The sequence below is a fragment of the Escherichia sp. WS1152 genome (assembly GCF_046487665.1).
Lineage (GTDB): Bacteria > Pseudomonadota > Gammaproteobacteria > Enterobacterales > Enterobacteriaceae > Escherichia > Escherichia coli.
The window spans coordinates 92,478-110,893 of record NZ_JBJQJA010000002.1; the positions used below are offsets into that span (position 1 = coordinate 92,478).

Below are 18,416 nucleotides of genomic sequence, written 5' to 3' on the forward strand. Positions count from 1 at the left end.
CCGATGCAATTGCGTAAATTACTGCTGCCAGGACTGCTTTCCGTTACCCTTTTAAGCGGCTGTTCGCTGTTTAACAGCGAAGAAGATGTGGTAAAGATGTCCCCATTGCCAACCGTTGAAAACCAGTTTACGCCGACCACGGCGTGGAGCACTTCCGTTGGTAGCGGCATTGGCAACTTCTATTCCAATCTTCATCCGGCACTGGCGGACAACGTTGTCTATGCAGCGGACCGCGCTGGTTTAGTAAAAGCGCTGAATGCGGATGATGGCAAAGAAATCTGGTCTGTCAGCCTGGCCGAGAAAGATGGCTGGTTCTCTAAAGAGCCTGCATTACTTTCTGGCGGTGTGACCGTGTCTGGTGGACATGTCTACATTGGCAGCGAAAAGGCGCAGGTTTACGCGCTGAATACCAGCGATGGTACTGTGGCATGGCAAACTAAAGTCGCGGGTGAAGCACTTTCGCGCCCGGTGGTCAGCGACGGTCTGGTGTTAATCCACACCAGTAACGGTCAGTTACAAGCGCTGAACGAAGCTGACGGCGCTGTCAAATGGACAGTTAACCTCGATATGCCTTCGCTCTCTTTGCGTGGCGAGTCTGCGCCGGCAACGGCTTTTGGTGCGGCCGTCGTGGGGGGCGATAATGGTCGCGTCAGCGCAGTGCTGATGGAACAGGGCCAGATGATTTGGCAGCAGCGTATTTCCCAGGCGACCGGTTCTACCGAAATTGACCGTCTGAGCGATGTTGACACGACTCCCGTCGTTGTTAACGGCGTTGTTTTCGCGCTGGCCTATAATGGTAACCTGACGGCGCTTGATCTGCGCAGTGGTCAGATTATGTGGAAACGCGAACTGGGTTCGGTGAATGATTTCATCGTCGACGGCAATCGCATCTATCTGGTCGATCAAAATGACCGGGTGATGGCGTTGACCATTGATGGCGGCGTTACGCTGTGGACACAAAGCGATCTGCTGCATCGCCTGCTGACTTCTCCGGTGCTGTATAATGGCAACCTGGTGGTCGGTGACAGTGAAGGTTATTTGCACTGGATTAACGTCGAAGATGGTCGTTTCGTTGCCCAGCAAAAAGTTGATAGTTCCGGTTTCCAGACTGAACCGGTTGCCGCTGACGGCAAACTGCTGATCCAGGCAAAAGACGGAACCGTGTACTCTATTACACGTTAATCGTCTCTGTCGTTCACTTTGAAAACGGCTCCTGGACAGGGGCCGTTTTCCTGTTTTTAACAACGACGCGAATATAGCGTGCGTTGTCTGATGATTTATAAAAATGAGGCTTTAAACATGGTACCTGTGGTCGCGCTTGTCGGGCGCCCTAACGTAGGAAAATCCACGTTATTTAACCGTCTAACTCGCACCCGAGATGCGCTGGTTGCGGATTTCCCGGGTCTGACTCGTGACCGTAAGTACGGTCGTGCGGAAATTGAAGGCCGTGAGTTTATCTGTATTGATACCGGCGGGATTGATGGCACAGAAGACGGTGTAGAAACCCGCATGGCGGAACAGTCGCTGCTGGCGATTGAAGAAGCGGACGTCGTACTGTTTATGGTGGATGCGCGCGCGGGCCTGATGCCGGCAGATGAAGCGATTGCCAAACATCTGCGCTCCCGTGAAAAACCGACCTTCCTGGTGGCAAACAAAACTGACGGTCTGGATCCCGATCAGGCAGTGGTTGATTTCTACTCGCTTGGTTTAGGTGAAATCTACCCGATCGCCGCGTCTCACGGTCGTGGCGTATTAAGTCTGCTGGAGCATGTGCTACTGCCGTGGATGGAAGATCTCGCACCGCAAGAGGAAGTCGACGAAGACGCTGAATACTGGGCGCAATTTGAAGCGGAAGAGAACGGCGAAGAAGAAGAGGAAGACGACTTCGACCCGCAAAGTCTGCCGATCAAACTGGCGATTGTGGGTCGTCCGAACGTAGGTAAGTCTACACTCACTAACCGTATTCTTGGTGAAGAGCGCGTTGTTGTTTATGACATGCCTGGTACGACGCGTGACAGTATCTACATTCCAATGGAACGCGATGGACGTGAGTATGTGCTCATTGACACCGCTGGCGTACGTAAACGCGGCAAAATCACCGATGCTGTAGAGAAATTCTCCGTAATCAAAACGTTGCAGGCCATTGAAGACGCCAACGTGGTGATGTTAGTGATTGATGCGCGCGAAGGTATTTCCGATCAGGATCTCTCGCTGCTGGGCTTTATTCTCAATAGTGGGCGCTCACTTGTCATTGTGGTGAATAAGTGGGATGGCCTGAGTCAGGAAGTGAAAGAGCAGGTGAAAGAAACGCTGGACTTCCGTCTGGGCTTTATCGATTTTGCTCGTGTGCACTTTATCTCTGCCTTGCACGGCAGTGGTGTTGGTAACTTGTTTGAATCAGTACGTGAAGCGTATGACAGCTCCACCCGTCGTGTGGGGACCTCTATGCTGACGCGCATCATGACGATGGCTGTTGAAGATCACCAACCGCCGCTTGTACGCGGTCGTCGTGTGAAGCTGAAATATGCCCACGCCGGTGGTTATAACCCGCCGATTGTGGTGATTCACGGTAATCAGGTGAAAGACCTGCCTGATTCCTACAAGCGTTACTTGATGAACTACTTCCGCAAATCGCTGGACGTAATGGGATCGCCGATTCGTATTCAGTTCAAAGAAGGGGAAAACCCGTATGCGAACAAGCGTAACACCCTGACGCCAACCCAGATGCGTAAACGTAAGCGTCTGATGAAGCACATCAAGAAAAATAAATAATTATCCGTAAGTATTTTATCTGCCATTCCCTCTATGAATGTAGAGGGGTGGCTACCGGAGGAATTCATATGGAACTGCATTGTCCACAATGTCAGCATGTGCTTGATCAGGATAACGGCCATGCGCGTTGCCCATCCTGCGGGGAATTTATTGAAATGAAAGCTCTTTGCCCGGACTGCCATCAACCGTTGCAGGTGTTAAAAGCCTGCGGTGCAGTAGATTACTTCTGTCAGCACGGGCATGGCTTGATATCGAAAAAACGCGTTGAATTCGTGCTGGCTTAATGAACCTTTTTACGCGATTTTTTTACCGGCTGGATGTTTTTTACTTCACTTTCTATCCAGCCGTCTTCCAGACGTGTGGTTAGCATTTCACCCGCTTTAACTTGCTTCACTTTTTTCAGTACATTGCCGTCAGTAGCAGTAGTAACGCTGTATCCACGCGCCAGCGTTGACAGTGGGCTTACGGCTTCGAGGTGCGTTACTGCATTACCGAAACGTTCACGCGTGGCGCTAAGCTGTGCGCGCAGGGTTTCTGCTAAACGATATTCCAGTTGCTGAATGCGCGTTTGCGCGCGATGAATCTTCGGCTGTGGATTTTGCTGATTCAGCCGCTGTGTTAATCGCTGCTGCTGTTGCCCGGCACGCTTAAGTTGATTTTCCAGCGCAAAGCTCATCCGTTTTTGCAGGCGTTCAAGCATGGTTTGCTGGCGTGCCAGCCGGAGCTGCGGATGCTGTTGCTGTAATCGGTGATGAATTTGCGTAAAGCGACGTGTGCGGTTGGCGAGATAATAATCCATCGCCATCTCCAGCCGTTGACGGGTCGATTGCACCTGGCGCAGTAACTCTTGCTGATTACGGCTCACCACTTCGGCGGCAGCCGACGGTGTTGGTGCACGCAGATCGGCAACAAAATCGGCAATGGTCACATCCGTCTCATGCCCGACGGCGCTGACGACCGGAATGCGGCTGGCAAAAATCGCCCGCGCTACGCGTTCGTCGTTAAAACTCCATAAATCTTCCAGCGAACCGCCGCCGCGCCCAACGATCAACACGTCGCACTCATTGCGCTGATTCGCCAGTTCAATGGCGCGAACAATTTGCCCCGGCGCGTCATCGCCCTGAACGGCGGTGGGGTAGATGATCACCGGCAGAGAAGGATCGCGACGTTTTAACACATGCAAAATATCATGTAGCGCAGCACCGGTTTTTGAGGTGATCACACCAACGCAATGCGCAGGGGAGGGAAGTGGTTTTTTGTATTGCAGATCGAACAATCCTTCAGCCTGCAACTTCGCTTTGAGCTGTTCGTACTTCTGTTGCAGCAGCCCTTCACCGGCCGGCTGCATACTCTCAACGATTATCTGGTAGTCGCCGCGCGGCTCGTAGAGCGTAATATTGGCGCGAACTAAAACTTGTTGCCCATGCTGTGGGCGGAAGGTCACCCGGCGGTTGCTGTTGCGGAACATCGCGCAGCGTACCTGGGCGGTGTCGTCTTTGAGTGTAAAGTACCAGTGACCGGAAGCCGGTTGTGTGAAATTAGAGATTTCGCCGCTGATCCAAACCTGTCCCATCTCATGCTCAAGCAGCAGACGAACCGTTTGATTCAGGCGACTAACGGTAAAAATTGCAGGGGATTGAGAAGGTAACATGTGAGCGAGATCAAATTCTAAATCAGCAGGTTATTCAGTCGATAGTAACCCGCCCTTCGGGGATAGCAAGCATTTTTTGCAAAAAGGGGTAGATGCAATCGGTTACGCTCTGTATAATGCCGCGGCAATATTTATTAACCACTCTGGTCGAGATATTGCCCATGCTACGTATCGCTAAAGAAGCTCTGACGTTTGACGACGTTCTCCTCGTTCCTGCTCATTCTACCGTTCTGCCGAATACTGCTGACCTCAGCACCCAGCTGACGAAAACTATTCGTCTGAATATCCCTATGCTTTCCGCAGCAATGGATACCGTAACGGAAGCGCGCCTGGCTATTGCTCTGGCTCAGGAAGGCGGTATCGGCTTTATCCACAAAAACATGTCCATTGAACGCCAGGCAGAAGAAGTTCGCCGTGTGAAAAAACACGAATCTGGTGTGGTGACTGATCCGCAGACTGTTCTGCCAACCACGACGCTGCGCGAAGTGAAAGAACTGACCGAGCGTAACGGTTTTGCGGGCTATCCGGTCGTTACCGAAGAAAACGAACTGGTGGGTATTATCACCGGTCGTGACGTGCGTTTTGTTACCGACCTGAACCAGCCGGTTAGCGTTTACATGACGCCGAAAGAGCGTCTGGTCACCGTGCGTGAAGGTGAAGCCCGTGAAGTGGTGCTGGCAAAAATGCACGAAAAACGCGTTGAAAAAGCGCTGGTGGTTGATGACGAATTCCACCTGATCGGCATGATCACCGTGAAAGATTTCCAGAAAGCGGAACGTAAACCGAACGCCTGTAAAGACGAGCAAGGCCGTCTGCGTGTTGGTGCTGCAGTTGGCGCAGGTGCGGGTAACGAAGAGCGTGTTGACGCGCTGGTTGCCGCTGGCGTTGACGTTCTGCTGATCGACTCCTCCCACGGTCACTCAGAAGGCGTTTTGCAGCGTATCCGTGAAACCCGTGCTAAATATCCGGATCTGCAAATCATCGGCGGCAACGTGGCAACAGCTGCAGGTGCACGCGCTCTGGCAGAAGCTGGTTGCAGCGCGGTTAAAGTCGGTATCGGCCCTGGCTCTATCTGTACGACTCGTATCGTGACTGGCGTAGGTGTTCCGCAGATCACTGCCGTTGCTGACGCAGTTGAAGCCCTGGAAGGCACCGGTATTCCGGTTATCGCAGATGGTGGTATTCGCTTCTCCGGCGACATCGCCAAAGCTATCGCCGCTGGCGCAAGCGCGGTGATGGTAGGTTCCATGCTGGCGGGTACTGAAGAATCTCCGGGTGAAATCGAACTCTACCAGGGCCGTTCTTACAAATCTTACCGTGGTATGGGTTCCCTGGGCGCGATGTCCAAAGGTTCCTCTGACCGTTATTTCCAGAGCGATAACGCTGCCGACAAACTGGTGCCGGAAGGTATCGAAGGTCGCGTAGCTTATAAAGGTCGCCTGAAAGAGATCATTCACCAGCAGATGGGCGGCCTGCGCTCCTGTATGGGTCTGACCGGCTGTGGTACTATCGACGAACTGCGTACTAAAGCGGAGTTTGTACGTATCAGCGGTGCGGGCATTCAGGAAAGCCACGTTCACGACGTGACCATTACTAAAGAGTCCCCGAACTACCGTCTGGGCTCCTGATTCTCTTCGCCCGACTTCATGTCGGGCGATTTATATTATCTGTTTCACTTGCCTCGGAATAAGCGTCAATGACGGAAAACATTCATAAGCATCGCATCCTCATTCTGGACTTCGGTTCTCAGTACACTCAACTGGTTGCGCGCCGCGTGCGTGAGCTGGGTGTTTACTGCGAACTGTGGGCGTGGGATGTGACAGAAGCACAAATTCGTGACTTCAATCCAAGCGGCATTATTCTTTCCGGCGGCCCGGAAAGTACTACTGAAGAAAACAGTCCGCGTGCGCCGCAGTATGTCTTTGAAGCAGGCGTACCGGTATTCGGCGTTTGCTATGGCATGCAGACCATGGCAATGCAGTTGGGCGGTCACGTTGAAGCCTCTAACGAACGTGAATTTGGCTACGCGCAGGTTGAAGTCGTAAACGACAGCGCACTGGTTCGCGGTATCGAAGATGCGCTGACCGCAGACGGTAAACCGCTGCTCGATGTCTGGATGAGCCACGGCGATAAAGTTACCGCTATCCCGTCCGACTTCGTCACCGTAGCCAGCACCGAAAGCTGCCCGTTTGCCATTATGGCTAACGAAGAAAAACGCTTCTATGGCGTACAGTTCCACCCGGAAGTGACTCACACCCGCCAGGGTATGCGCATGCTGGAGCGTTTTGTGCGTGATATCTGCCAGTGTGAAGCCCTGTGGACGCCAGCGAAAATTATCGACGATGCTGTAGCTCGCATCCGCGAGCAGGTAGGCGACGATAAAGTCATCCTCGGCCTCTCTGGTGGTGTGGATTCCTCCGTAACCGCAATGCTGCTGCACCGCGCTATCGGTAAAAACCTGACTTGCGTATTCGTCGACAACGGCCTGCTGCGTCTCAACGAAGCAGAGCAGGTTCTGGATATGTTTGGCGATCACTTTGGTCTTAACATTGTTCACGTACCGGCAGAAGATCGCTTCCTGTCAGCGCTGGCTGGCGAAAACGATCCGGAAGCAAAACGTAAAATCATCGGTCGCGTTTTCGTTGAAGTATTCGATGAAGAAGCGCTGAAACTGGAAGACGTGAAGTGGCTGGCACAGGGCACCATCTACCCTGACGTTATCGAATCTGCGGCGTCTGCAACCGGTAAAGCACACGTCATCAAATCTCACCACAACGTGGGCGGCCTGCCGAAAGAGATGAAGATGGGCCTGGTTGAACCGCTGAAAGAGCTGTTCAAAGACGAAGTGCGTAAGATTGGTCTGGAGCTGGGTCTACCGTACGACATGCTGTACCGTCACCCGTTCCCGGGACCAGGCCTTGGCGTTCGTGTTCTGGGTGAAGTGAAGAAAGAGTACTGTGACCTGCTGCGCCGTGCTGACGCCATCTTCATTGAAGAACTGCGTAAAGCGGATCTGTACGACAAAGTCAGCCAGGCGTTCACCGTCTTCCTGCCAGTACGTTCCGTTGGCGTAATGGGCGATGGTCGTAAGTATGACTGGGTTGTCTCTCTGCGTGCTGTCGAAACCATCGACTTTATGACCGCACACTGGGCGCATCTGCCGTACGATTTCCTCGGTCGCGTTTCCAACCGCATTATCAATGAAGTGAACGGTATTTCCCGCGTGGTGTATGACATCAGCGGCAAGCCGCCAGCTACCATTGAGTGGGAATGATTTGACCCTGCACTATGAATGAACAAAACCCTCTGTTACTACAGAGGGTTTTTTATCTTCAAGAATCATAGGCTTGAAGTTAGTAACATCGATTAATTAAACCAGCTGTCCGATTTGTTCTCTTCTGCTTTGCCCACGCTTTTCATCAGATCGCGACCGCCTTCAGTCATATTTCTGTTGGCGTCAGCTTCAGATTGCACCACATCGGTTTGCGCAGCTTTGTGCTTCAGTTCCTGATCGATAAATTCGTTTTCGCGCTTAACGCGGGCTTCTTCTTTCGCCAGCGCCAGTTTTTGTTTCTGAATCTCTAAGCTGCGTAGCTCATCTTCATAACTTTGATCGCGTTTTTTGTCCGCAGTGGCTTCGGCGTCCAGTTTATCCTGACGAGCTTTCTTATTTGCCGCTGCCGTTGCCGCTCTTTTGTTAGCGGCGGCCTGGGCATTTGCGCGACGTTGCTTCTCTTGCTGGATTTCCCTGTTGCGCTCCGCGACCCATTCGTCATGCTGCCTTTGCTCTTCATTTTTACCTTGCTGTTCCGCTTCTGCGACAGCAGAGAGTTGATCCTGCAATGATGAGGCGATAGCCGGATAGCTTAAGGAGGCTAAGATGGCGCAAAGAAAAACTTTCTTCATGACTCCTCCTGATTATTAGCTCTTTTCAGGACATTTGGTATTTGGCTGAATACGCGTTTCGTTATACGTCGTGGTAATAACAACGGCTAAACCTGTCGTAAACTGGCACTCTTTACCCACCTGAGTAGAGGTATACACTTTGGTGCCTTCCTTATACGTTAAAGAAACACCTTCCACTAAGGTTTTATCATTCACCATAGAACCCGCTGCCGCGCCTACAGCTCCGCCGCCAACTGCACCTGCCGTCGTTCCGGAATTGCTGCCAGACCCGACGTTGTGGCCGATAACACCGCCAGCGACTGCGCCAATAAGCGCGCCGAAGGCTTGTGCGTTCCGTTTATTTTGGGAGTTGTCTACGGCAACTTTTGCGGGAAGAATGGAAATAATATTAACGGTTTTAGTTTCTTGTTTGGTATTCAGTTGATCGGTTTGATAAACATCGGCGGCATGATCGTCAGCATTTGACTGGCATCCTGCCAGAGTGAATGACGCTAACATTGTCACAGGCAGAAGACATTTTTTAAATTTCATCACTATTCCTTGTTATACACATTACGAAAAATAAGACATTTAAGATCATCAAAAGAGGAAAGTAAATGTATTGCGTATAAAGGGATAGATTAAATTTATTAAAATTCACGCAGGGAATAATTTATAAAAATATATCATTACAACATATATATTAATTTTATATTTATTTCGCAGCCAAACAGGATAAACATCAGTCAGGACAAAGACGTAAAATTTAAGATGAAAGAATATCTGCCGCTTTGATAATCCCAAAGAGCAAAAGCATCCGACAGCGAAGTGCCGTTATGTTCTGTGAAAGTGGAGAAGGTAACCGCTAACGTTGTACCGGTGATTCGACGGAGAGTGTGGATTGCTGAGCTTCTTTTTTGCTCTGATGGTGCTGCCAGGCACCGACGGACGAGTAGATAAAACGGCCAAAGAAGAAGATAAAGCTGATGAGCAGTACGATACGGGTCATGCGACTGTTAAATCGGTGTCGTTTTCGCATACTGGTTGCCTGACTCACAAAAGGTTCCTTGAAGTATGTCCCACGCTGTGGACGGTACTTACATTAAGGCACAACAGGACAAAATGGTCAATTCTTCGTTATGTAAAAAAGCGTCAGTGGATACATATTTTAATGTTATGGAAGTTAATTTAATTATTTACAATGATGATGTAATAATGATGAATTAACATGATAAACGTAATAATTCATTAATCAGGGTTATTTTGTTTGATATATATCAATTGGAACTTTCATATGACACTTAGAATCAATGCTCTCTATAGTGATGAATAATCATCATTCGAAGTCAGGTGGGATGCCTGTCTGAATACACCTCCTTCAGGATGTGGGGGATTCTGCTGAGCATCTATGAAACTGAATGCAACTTATATAAAAATACGTGATAAATGGTGGGGGCTTCCGCTGTTCCTGCCTTCTTTAATCTTGCCCATTTTCGCCCACATTAATACTTTCGCGCATATTTCTTCCGGTGAGGTTTTTCTCTTTTATCTGCCTTTGGCACTGATGATCAGCATGATGATGTTTTTCAGCTGGGCGGCATTGCCAGGGATCGCCTTAGGGATTTTTGTCCGCAAATATGCAGAGCTTGGTTTTTACGAAACGCTCTCATTAACGGCTAATTTTATTATCATTATCATTCTCTGTTGGGGCGGTTACAGGGTCTTTACTCCCCGCCGTAACAACGTTTCACATGGTGATACCCGTTTAATTTCCCAGCGTATATTCTGGCAGATTGTGTTTCCTGCAACGCTGTTTCTGATACTTTTCCAGTTTGCTGCGTTTGTAGGATTACTGGCGAGCAGAGAAAATCTGGTCGGCGTCATGCCTTTTAACCTCGGGACCTTAATCAATTATCAGGCCTTACTGGTGGGTAATCTGATCGGTGTCCCGCTGTGCTACTTCATCATTCGGGTAGTGCGAAATCCATTTTATTTACGTAGCTATTATTCGCAATTAAAACAGCAGGTTGATGTCAAAGTCACCAAAAAAGAGTTCGCACTCTGGCTACTGGCATTAGGTGCTTTACTGTTGCTGTTATGCATGCCGTTAAATGAAAAAAGCACAATTTTTAGCACCAATTATACCTTGTCATTATTGCTGCCCCTGATGATGTGGGGAGCGATGCGCTATGGTTATAAGCTGATTTCGCTGCTCTGGGCGGTCGTGTTGATGATCAGCATCCACAGCTATCAAAATTACATTCCCATTTATCCTGGCTATACCACGCAGCTGACCATAACCTCCTCCAGTTATCTGGTATTCTCTTTTATTGTCAATTATATGGCTGTACTGGCAACCCGTCAGAGAACGGTAGTCAGACGCATTCAGCGGCTTGCGTATGTGGACCCGGTGGTTCATCTGCCAAATGTTCGCGCCCTGAATCGCGCGTTGCGTGATGCCCCCTGGTCTGCGCTTTGTTATTTACGCATCCCTGGCATGGAAATGCTGGTTAAAAACTATGGCATCATGCTGCGGATTCAATACAAGCAAAAACTTTCTCACTGGTTGTCACCCTTGCTGGAACCGGGTGAAGATGTTTATCAGCTTTCGGGTAACGATCTCGCGCTGCGACTGAATACAGAATCGCACCAGGAGCGCATTACCGCACTGGATAGCCATCTCAAGCAATTTCGTTTCTTTTGGGATGGCATGCCGATGCAACCGCAGATTGGCGTCAGTTACTGCTATGTGCGCTCGCCAGTGAATCATATCTACCTGCTGCTGGGAGAGCTAAATACGGTCGCCGAACTTTCCATCGTGACCAACGCCCCGGAAAATATGCAGCGTCGCGGGGCAATGTATTTGCAACGCGAATTGAAAGATAAAGTCGCGATGATGAATCGACTACAGCAGGCGCTGGAACACAACCATTTTTTCCTGATGGCCCAGCCGATTACCGGTATGCGTGGTGATGTTTACCATGAAATTCTTCTGCGCATGAAAGGTGAGAATGATGAACTGATCGGCCCCGATAGCTTCTTGCCGGTCGCGCACGAATTTGGTTTATCGTCGAGTATCGACATGTGGGTCATTGAGCATACGCTGCAATTTATGGCTGAAAACAGAGCGAAGATGCCCGCTCACCGTTTTGCTATTAATCTGTCTCCAACCTCGGTATGTCAGGCTCGTTTTCCTGTTGAAGTCAGTCAGTTGCTGGATAAATATCAGATTGAAGCGTGGCAACTTATTTTTGAAGTCACCGAAAGTAATGCTCTGACCAATGTTAAGCAGGCGCAAATCACCTTGCAGCATCTTCAGGAATTAGGCTGCCAGATTGCGATTGATGATTTCGGCACCGGCTACGCCAGCTATGCGCGGCTTAAAAATGTGAATGCCGATCTGCTTAAAATTGACGGCAGTTTTATCCGCAATATTGTGTCAAATAGTCTGGATTATCAGATAGTGGCATCGATTTGCCACCTGGCGCGAATGAAGAAAATGCGGGTAGTGGCAGAGTACGTTGAAAACGAAGAGATCCGCGAGGCGGTGCTCTCTTTGGGGATCGATTATATGCAGGGTTATCTTATTGGTAAGCCGCAGCCGTTAATTGATACGTTGAATGAAATCGAACCCATTCGCGAAAGTGCCTGAATAATGCGGGCCGACATTTCTCGTCGGCCCGCAAAGCATTAAGCGGCGATTTCAGGTGTACTTTCTTCTTCAATTTTCAACCGCCAGCCAGCCACGCCTTCCCAGTATTCTTGCTCCTTTTCCAGATCAAGCAGTACCAACGCATTCTGACTAAACCAGTCATGCGGGAAACGCAGTGTCCAGTGACTGTCATCAGTAATCAGTGTCAATGTTGGCGGTGTGGTGGTTGCCTGACGTTGATTGTTGAGTAATACGCCAAGGCGCAATAGCTGAATCAGTGGCAGGAACTGTTTCTTCTTAAACAAGGTAAAGCGCGGCAGATCGTCGAGTTTAATCGCTTTACGGTGATAGCGCACCAGTGTCGCCATCATCAGCTGCTGTTCCTGATTAAAACCCGGCAAGTCGCTGTTTTGTAGAATATAAGCGGAGTGACGATGCAAACCGCTGTGGTTGATATTCAACCCGACCTCATGCAGCATGGCGGCCCATCGCAGTAGCGCCTCCAGTTGCGGATGCGCCAGCTTCGGTTGCTGTTCCCGCCACTGTTCGTACATTTGCATAGTGGTATCCAGCACCCGTCGGGCCTGTTCGCTGTCGATGTGATACTGGTTGGCGAGGCTGCTGGCGGTGCGACTACGCACATCCTGATGACGGAAACGTCCTTCCATTTCATACAGTACGCCTTCGCGTAACGCCCCGTCAGAAAGGCGCAGTTCACGGATGGCTAAAGCATCAAACACACCGCATAAAATCGCTAGTCCAGGAACGAAGACTGTTTTCCGCTCTTCGGAAAGACCTGGTAAACTCAGCGATGCGAAATTACGGTGCCGTAAAACTTCTTTTACCAGTTTTTCCAGACGTTCCGGGGTAATTATCCCGTCTTTCTCGCCCATTTCCATTAACACTTCATGGGCGGCTTTTATGGTACCGGAAGCGCCCATTGCCACGTTCCAGCCCTGAATACGAAATTGCCAGGTTAAAGTTTCCAGTTTTTGTGCTGCCGCCATGCGAGCACGCTGAAAATTCTCTTTATTGATGACTCCGCCAGGGAAATAAAGCTGGGCAAAGCTGACACACCCCATCCGGCGGCTTTCAACGAGAATCGGTTCGAAATTTTCACCAATCACCAGTTCTGTAGAACCGCCGCCAATATCAATAACCAGTTTGCGACCTTTTTCCGGTTGGGTATGTTCCACGCCCATAAAAATCAGACGGGCTTCTTCATTACCGGAAATAATTTCAATCGGGTAGGGAATGACCTTTTCTGCACGTTTCAGAAAGTCAGTGGCGTTCAGCGCCTGACGCAGCGTATGGGTACCAACTATACAGACGCTGGCAGGAGAAAACCCTTGTAGCCGTTCGGCAAACAGCGACAGACAGTTTAAACCGCGCGTCATTGCCTCTTCACTCAACATATTATCTGGCCCCAGGCCGTCCGCCAGATGCACCCGCTGTTTCAGGCGGCCAATAATCTGCATGGCACCATCTACCACACGGGCTATGACCATGTGAAAACTGTTTGAACCAAGATCGACCGCAGCAAACTCCTGCGGACGAGGGGATTTATCGTGTATTGGCATAGGGTTATTCAGGTTGTTCGAGTGATTTGATGTAGTCATAAATCGCCAACTGCGCCCGTACTTTGCGGCGATTGCCGCGGGGAACGTAGCGATTACTGAGTTCTTTATCGATATAACGTGCTTTGACCGTATCGCTGAACAATATGTCGATGATGTCCAGCACCCGCTGCTTCAGGCGCGGATCGAGCAGCGGCGTCGCCACTTCAATACGATAATCAATATTGCGCGTCATCCAGTCGGCAGAAGAAAGGTAGACCTTTTTATCGCCGCCATTTTCAAAAATATAAACCCGGTCATGTTCAAGGTAACGGTCAACAATACTGATGGCACGAATGTTGTCGCTAATGCCTTCCAGATTGGGGATCAGCGAACACATTCCGCGAACCAGCAGATTAACCGGTACGCCGGAGCTGGAGGCCGCATACAGACGATCAACCAGGCCTTTATCGACAAGGTTATTTAGCTTCAGGGTGATACCACTGGGCAGCCCTTGCTGCGCGTTGGCGATCTCGCGGTCCACCATTTCATACAACAGGCGGCGGGAGTTTTGCGGCGACACCATTAAATAATCAAATGTCACCGGACGGTATGGGTTTTCAATAAAGTTAAATACCCGCCGTACTTCGTTGGTGATGCGCGCATCGGCGGTCAGCAACGAATAGTCAGTATAAAGACGCGCGGTTTTTTCGTTAAAGTTCCCGGTCCCGATGTGTGCATAACGCACCACTTCACCGTTTTCTTTACGTGAAATCAGAAACAGTTTGGCGTGAATTTTCAGTCCCGGCGCAGAGAAGATAACGTGCACGCCTGCTTCGGTCAGGCGCTTCGCCCAGTGAATGTTGGCTTCTTCGTCAAAACGTGCCTGTAGCTCAACCACCACGGTGACTTTCTTACCGTTGTGTGCGGCGTGGATCATCGAGTCGATGATGCGTGAATCTTTCGCCACGCGGTAAATGTTAATTTTAATCGCCAGTACGCTCGGGTCGAACGAAGCCTGACGCAGCAGTTCCAGCACATGCTCAAAGGTGTGATAAGGATAATAGAGCAACACATCGCGTTCGCGAATGGCATCAAAACCATTGCGGAACTGGGCTTTATCAAACCAAATGTGGCGTAAACGCGGCAGTGGTTTGTTCACCAGATTGGCTTTGCCGACATTGGGGAAATTAATAAAGTCTTTAAAATTATGATAACGACCGCCGGGGACGATGGAGTCGTAGCGGGAAATAGTCAGTTTTTCGCGTAACACTTCAACCAGCGCATTGGGCATATCGCGCTGATAAACAAAACGCACCGGCTCAGCAGTTAAACGCTGCTTGAGACTGGAAGACATCAACTCCATCAGGCTGGCTTCCATCTCATGCACTAAATCGTATTCGGCATCGCGGGTCATCTTCATTGAATAGGCATTCAGCGCGTCATAATCAAAGAAGCCTTTGAAAATATCATCAAGGCAGTAACGCAGAATGTTATCCAGAAGAATCATCGGCTTGCGTCGACGCGGCGCTTCTGGCGGTAAATTCACAAAGCGCGGCACTTTATCTGATGGGATCTCCAGAAGCGCGTAACGGATGGTATCGCCACGGATAATTTCCACCGCCAGATAGGTGTAATCATCTTTCAGGAACTGCACTAAGTCAGTGTCAGGATTGATTAAAATCGGCGTAATGTGCTGACGCAGATACTGCTTAAAATAATGACGAAGCCAGTTTTGTTGATTGACGGAGAGCTGGCGTTCATTAATCAGGAAGATCTGGTTGCGCGCCATCTCCAGCAATAGCTCGTTGTAGAGGCCGTCGAATTCCTGATCGGCTTTCAGCACCCGGGACTGAATTTTGCCCAGTAAATGGCGGGAATGAGAGTTGGAGCCTTGTTCTTCGCTAATAATGATGCGTCGCTTCAGTTCAGCGAAGCGGACTTTATAGAACTCATCAAGGTTATTGGAATAGATCCCCAGGAAACGCATCCTTTCAATCAGCGGGTTAGATTTGTCCGCCGCTTCCTGAAGCACGCGTTCATTGAACGATAACCAACTGAGCTCTTTTTCGATGTATAGCTTTTCCTGACCCATTACCACTTTTACTCCGTTTTATTCACGGGACACTGCCTGGATATTATGGCGAGCAATATTGGCAGATGTCCAACTATGCCAGAAAAGGGGGAAAAAAACTGCTGGAGCTTGCGATTTACAGGTGAATTGAAAAACGCCAGCGGCAGAGCTGGCGCTTTAACTACGGGGGCATTACTCGTCGGCAGCGTAGCCCTGCGGCGGCAGACGTTGACCATCCAGCCACGCGGCGTTTTCGTGCATTTTCAGACGACCATCGGCAAACCAGCTAATCACCAGTGGATAAATGGCGTGTTCCTGGGTTTGCACGCGGGCGGTGACGTCATCTTCCGTATCACCAGCAAATACCGGGACTTTCGCCTGTAAAATAACCGGGCCACCGTCCAGTTCATCGGTGACGAAATGCACCGATGTACCGTGCTCTTCATCGCCATTTTCCAGCGCCTGACGATGGGTGTGTAATCCGGGATATTTCGGCAGCAGAGAAGGGTGAATGTTCAGCAAACGCCCGGCATAGTGGGAGACAAACGCCGGGCTGAGAATGCGCATAAAACCAGCCAGCACGACCACATCGGGTGCGTACATGTCGATTTCATGAATCAACTCCCGGTCATAGGCTTCACGACTGTCAAACGCGCTGGCGATGAGCGTATGCGTTGCAATACCTGCCTGGCGGGCGCGTTCAAGGCCGAACGCGTCGGCCTTATTGCTGAAAACTGCCCGTACGGTGCCTTTAATTTTGTTGGTTTTACAGGCGTCAATAATTGCCTGTAAATTACTTCCGTTGCCGGAAATAAGCACCACAATATTCATTATTCGATAACCACGCGTTGTTCGGAATCAGAGGCTTTGATGATACCGATTTTCCACGCGTTTTCACCGTTGGCATTGAGCAGGGCGAGGGCTTTGTCCACTTCCGGAGCAGGCAGGGCGATAATCATCCCGACGCCGCAGTTGAAGGTGCGATACATTTCATGGCGCTCAACGTTACCTGCCGTTTGCAGCCAGTTGAACACTTCCGGCCACTGCCAGGAAGATTCATCAATCACTGCCTGGGTATTATCTGGCAATACGCGCGGAATGTTTTCCCAGAAGCCGCCGCCGGTCAGGTGCGCAATGGCATGCACATCGACCTTTTCAATCAACTCCAGCACTGACTTCACGTAAATGCGGGTCGGTGCCAGCAGATGATCGGCTAATGGCTTACCATCAAGTTCGGTGGTTTGCGGATCACAACCGCTGACTTCAAGAATTTTGCGCACCAGCGAATAGCCGTTCGAGTGCGGACCGCTGGAACCGAGTGCAATCAGCACATCGCCGTCGCTGACTTTAGAGCCGTCGATGATTTCTGATTTTTCTACCACGCCCACGCAGAAACCCGCGACATCGTAATCCTCACCGTGATACATCCCCGGCATTTCTGCCGTTTCGCCACCCACCAGAGAACAGCCCGATTGCAGACAACCTTCCGCAATGCCGCTGATCACCGCTGAAGCGGTATCAACATCCAGTTTTCCGGTTGCGTAATAGTCGAGGAAAAACAGCGGTTCCGCACCTTGCACCACCAGGTCATTAACGCACATGGCGACCAGATCAATACCAATGGTGTCGTGACGTTTTAAGTCCATTGCCAGACGCAGCTTGGTACCTACGCCGTCAGTGCCGGAAACCAGCACGGGTTCACGATATTTTTGCGGCAATGCACACAGCGCACCGAAGCCGCCCAGACCGCCCATCACTTCCGGACGACGCGTTTTCTTCACTACGCCTTTGATTCTTCCAACCAGAGCATTACCCGCGTCAATATCAACACCGGCATCTTTGTAGCTAAGAGAGGTTTTATCGGTCACTGCTTGGGTCCCCACGCGTTACTTGCGGTAGAAAAATAAAATTCGGCGCAATTCTAACAGGGAAAGCAAACGTTTGCGAGACTGCTTTACACAACCTTTTTGCACGTCTTTTCCCCAAGCGCGCGGCGAAAGAAGACTTGTGCCAGGGCAAAGGTTAGTTTTCGGATGGAATAATCTTCTTTCATAACCATTTGAATATAAAATAACTTTATCTCAAACCGTTATCATTTTGACTAAAGTCAACGAAAATAATATTGCCGCCTTGAAGAAAGGAGGTATAATCCGTCGATTTTTTTTGTGGCTGCCCCTCAAAGGAGAAAGAGTATGAAGATCGTGGAAGTCAAACACCCACTCGTCAAACACAAGCTGGGACTGATGCGTGAGCAAGATATCAGCACCAAGCGCTTTCGCGAACTCGCTTCCGAAGTGGGTAGCCTGCTGACTTACGAAGCGACCGCCGACCTCGAAACGGAAAAAGTAACTATCGAAGGCTGGAACGGCCCGGTAGAAATCGACCAGATCAAAGGTAAGAAAATTACCGTTGTGCCAATTCTGCGTGCGGGTCTTGGTATGATGGACGGTGTGCTGGAAAACGTTCCGAGCGCGCGCATCAGCGTTGTCGGTATGTACCGTAATGAAGAAACGCTGGAGCCGGTACCGTACTTCCAGAAACTGGTTTCTAACATCGATGAGCGTATGGCGCTGATCGTTGACCCAATGCTGGCAACCGGTGGTTCCGTTATCGCGACCATCGACCTGCTGAAAAAAGCAGGCTGCAGCAGCATCAAAGTTCTGGTGCTGGTAGCTGCGCCAGAAGGTATCGCTGCGCTGGAAAAAGCGCACCCGGACGTTGAACTGTATACCGCATCGATTGATCAGGGACTGAACGAACACGGATACATTATTCCGGGCCTCGGCGATGCCGGTGACAAAATCTTTGGTACGAAATAAAGAATAA

General features: G+C 50.1%; 16 protein-coding genes. 8 read left to right on the top strand and 8 right to left on the bottom strand.

The annotated features are described in order from the left end of the window. Positions 1–3: 3 nt before the first annotated feature. The 3 genes from bamB (at position 4) to ACJHW7_RS04375 (ending at position 3,056) form a co-directional block, all read left to right on the top strand. Positions 4–1,182 (top strand): outer membrane protein assembly factor BamB, encoded by a 1,179-nt coding sequence (gene bamB, locus ACJHW7_RS04365; protein ID WP_001177048.1) that lies wholly within the window; start codon positions 4–6, stop codon positions 1,180–1,182. Positions 1,183–1,299: 117 nt separating this feature from the next. Further along, positions 1,300–2,772, top strand: a complete 1,473-nt coding sequence (gene der / locus ACJHW7_RS04370; RefSeq protein WP_000249410.1) for a ribosome biogenesis GTPase Der — start codon at positions 1,300–1,302, stop codon at positions 2,770–2,772. Between the two features lie 68 nt (positions 2,773–2,840). Continuing rightward, complete coding sequence (locus ACJHW7_RS04375) at positions 2,841–3,056, top strand: zinc ribbon domain-containing protein (protein ID WP_001295478.1); 216 nt, start codon at positions 2,841–2,843, stop codon at positions 3,054–3,056. Here ACJHW7_RS04375 and xseA read toward each other — a convergent pair. Further along, the gene (xseA, locus tag ACJHW7_RS04380) at positions 3,053–4,423 is read right to left on the bottom strand and encodes an exodeoxyribonuclease VII large subunit (protein WP_000937891.1); all 1,371 of its coding nucleotides are present in this window, start codon (positions 4,421–4,423) and stop codon (positions 3,053–3,055) included. The genes ACJHW7_RS04375 and xseA overlap by 4 nt on opposite strands. 161 nt (positions 4,424–4,584) lie before the next feature. Between xseA and guaB the strand changes: the two genes are divergently transcribed. Both guaB and guaA read left to right on the top strand, forming a co-directional pair. Continuing rightward, positions 4,585–6,051 (top strand): IMP dehydrogenase, encoded by a 1,467-nt coding sequence (guaB, locus tag ACJHW7_RS04385; protein ID WP_001299507.1) that lies wholly within the window; start codon positions 4,585–4,587, stop codon positions 6,049–6,051. Positions 6,052–6,119: 68 nt separating this feature from the next. Further along, a complete protein-coding gene (guaA, locus tag ACJHW7_RS04390) occupies positions 6,120–7,697 on the top strand; it encodes a glutamine-hydrolyzing GMP synthase (protein ID WP_000138282.1) in 1,578 nt (525 codons plus the stop codon). A gap of 92 nt (positions 7,698–7,789) precedes the next feature. On the opposite strand, the gene ACJHW7_RS04395 is transcribed toward guaA, so the two are convergent. The 3 genes from ACJHW7_RS04395 to ACJHW7_RS04405 form a co-directional block, all read right to left on the bottom strand. After that, complete coding sequence (locus ACJHW7_RS04395; protein WP_000755178.1) at positions 7,790–8,329, bottom strand: DUF5384 family protein; 540 nt, start codon at positions 8,327–8,329, stop codon at positions 7,790–7,792. A 15-nt stretch (positions 8,330–8,344) separates the two neighbouring features. After that, the gene (locus tag ACJHW7_RS04400) at positions 8,345–8,863 is read right to left on the bottom strand and encodes a glycine zipper 2TM domain-containing protein (protein WP_001307944.1); all 519 of its coding nucleotides are present in this window, start codon (positions 8,861–8,863) and stop codon (positions 8,345–8,347) included. A gap of 310 nt (positions 8,864–9,173) precedes the next feature. After that, on the bottom strand, positions 9,174–9,365 hold the full coding sequence (locus ACJHW7_RS04405; RefSeq protein ID WP_000076001.1) for a YfgG family protein: 192 nt from the start codon (positions 9,363–9,365) through the stop codon (positions 9,174–9,176). 17 nt (positions 9,366–9,382) lie between these two features. On the opposite strand from ACJHW7_RS04405, the gene ACJHW7_RS04410 reads away from it, so the two are divergent. After that, positions 9,383–9,535 carry a hypothetical protein gene (locus tag ACJHW7_RS04410; protein ID WP_000017552.1) on the top strand — a complete coding sequence of 51 codons (153 nt, stop codon included), beginning with the start codon at positions 9,383–9,385 and terminating at the stop codon, positions 9,533–9,535. A 181-nt stretch (positions 9,536–9,716) separates the two neighbouring features. Next, positions 9,717–11,960, top strand: coding sequence for a cyclic-guanylate-specific phosphodiesterase PdeF (pdeF, locus tag ACJHW7_RS04415; protein ID WP_000772746.1), 2,244 nt, complete (start codon positions 9,717–9,719; stop codon positions 11,958–11,960). A 38-nt stretch (positions 11,961–11,998) separates the two neighbouring features. Here the strand turns inward: pdeF and ppx are convergent, their stop codons facing one another. The 4 genes from ppx to purM form a co-directional block, all read right to left on the bottom strand. Next, positions 11,999–13,540, bottom strand: a complete 1,542-nt coding sequence (gene ppx / locus ACJHW7_RS04420) for an exopolyphosphatase (protein WP_001121363.1) — start codon at positions 13,538–13,540, stop codon at positions 11,999–12,001. A 4-nt stretch (positions 13,541–13,544) separates the two neighbouring features. Further along, positions 13,545–15,611, bottom strand: coding sequence for a polyphosphate kinase 1 (ppk1, locus tag ACJHW7_RS04425; RefSeq protein ID WP_000529576.1), 2,067 nt, complete (start codon positions 15,609–15,611; stop codon positions 13,545–13,547). A gap of 171 nt (positions 15,612–15,782) precedes the next feature. After that, positions 15,783–16,421 carry a phosphoribosylglycinamide formyltransferase gene (purN, locus tag ACJHW7_RS04430; RefSeq protein WP_001028618.1) on the bottom strand — a complete coding sequence of 213 codons (639 nt, stop codon included), beginning with the start codon at positions 16,419–16,421 and terminating at the stop codon, positions 15,783–15,785. After that, positions 16,421–17,458 (bottom strand): phosphoribosylformylglycinamidine cyclo-ligase, encoded by a 1,038-nt coding sequence (gene purM / locus ACJHW7_RS04435; RefSeq protein ID WP_001295474.1) that lies wholly within the window; start codon positions 17,456–17,458, stop codon positions 16,421–16,423. The genes purN and purM overlap by 1 nt, the downstream gene beginning before the upstream one ends. A 324-nt stretch (positions 17,459–17,782) precedes the next feature. Here purM and upp point away from each other — a divergent pair, with 324 nt between their 5' ends. After that, positions 17,783–18,409 carry a uracil phosphoribosyltransferase gene (upp, locus tag ACJHW7_RS04440; protein WP_001295473.1) on the top strand — a complete coding sequence of 209 codons (627 nt, stop codon included), beginning with the start codon at positions 17,783–17,785 and terminating at the stop codon, positions 18,407–18,409. Positions 18,410–18,416 lie beyond the last annotated feature (7 nt).

Bases quoted from the DNA above. Each gene is read 5' to 3' on its own strand.
- ppx (WP_001121363.1), bottom strand. From the start codon at position 13,540: ATGCCAATACACGATAAATCCCCTCGTCCGCAGGAGTTTGCTGCGGTC.
- bamB (WP_001177048.1), top strand. From the start codon at position 4: ATGCAATTGCGTAAATTACTGCTGCCAGGACTGCTTTCCGTTACCCTT.
- purN (WP_001028618.1), bottom strand. From the start codon at position 16,421: ATGAATATTGTGGTGCTTATTTCCGGCAACGGAAGTAATTTACAGGCA.
- der (WP_000249410.1), top strand. From the start codon at position 1,300: ATGGTACCTGTGGTCGCGCTTGTCGGGCGCCCTAACGTAGGAAAATCC.
- guaB (WP_001299507.1), top strand. From the start codon at position 4,585: ATGCTACGTATCGCTAAAGAAGCTCTGACGTTTGACGACGTTCTCCTC.
- upp (WP_001295473.1), top strand. From the start codon at position 17,783: ATGAAGATCGTGGAAGTCAAACACCCACTCGTCAAACACAAGCTGGGA.
- pdeF (WP_000772746.1), top strand. From the start codon at position 9,717: ATGAAACTGAATGCAACTTATATAAAAATACGTGATAAATGGTGGGGG.
- guaA (WP_000138282.1), top strand. From the start codon at position 6,120: ATGACGGAAAACATTCATAAGCATCGCATCCTCATTCTGGACTTCGGT.
- xseA (WP_000937891.1), bottom strand. From the start codon at position 4,423: ATGTTACCTTCTCAATCCCCTGCAATTTTTACCGTTAGTCGCCTGAAT.
- ACJHW7_RS04375 (WP_001295478.1), top strand. From the start codon at position 2,841: ATGGAACTGCATTGTCCACAATGTCAGCATGTGCTTGATCAGGATAAC.
- ppk1 (WP_000529576.1), bottom strand. From the start codon at position 15,611: ATGGGTCAGGAAAAGCTATACATCGAAAAAGAGCTCAGTTGGTTATCG.
- ACJHW7_RS04410 (WP_000017552.1), top strand. From the start codon at position 9,383: ATGTCCCACGCTGTGGACGGTACTTACATTAAGGCACAACAGGACAAA.
- ACJHW7_RS04395 (WP_000755178.1), bottom strand. From the start codon at position 8,329: ATGAAGAAAGTTTTTCTTTGCGCCATCTTAGCCTCCTTAAGCTATCCG.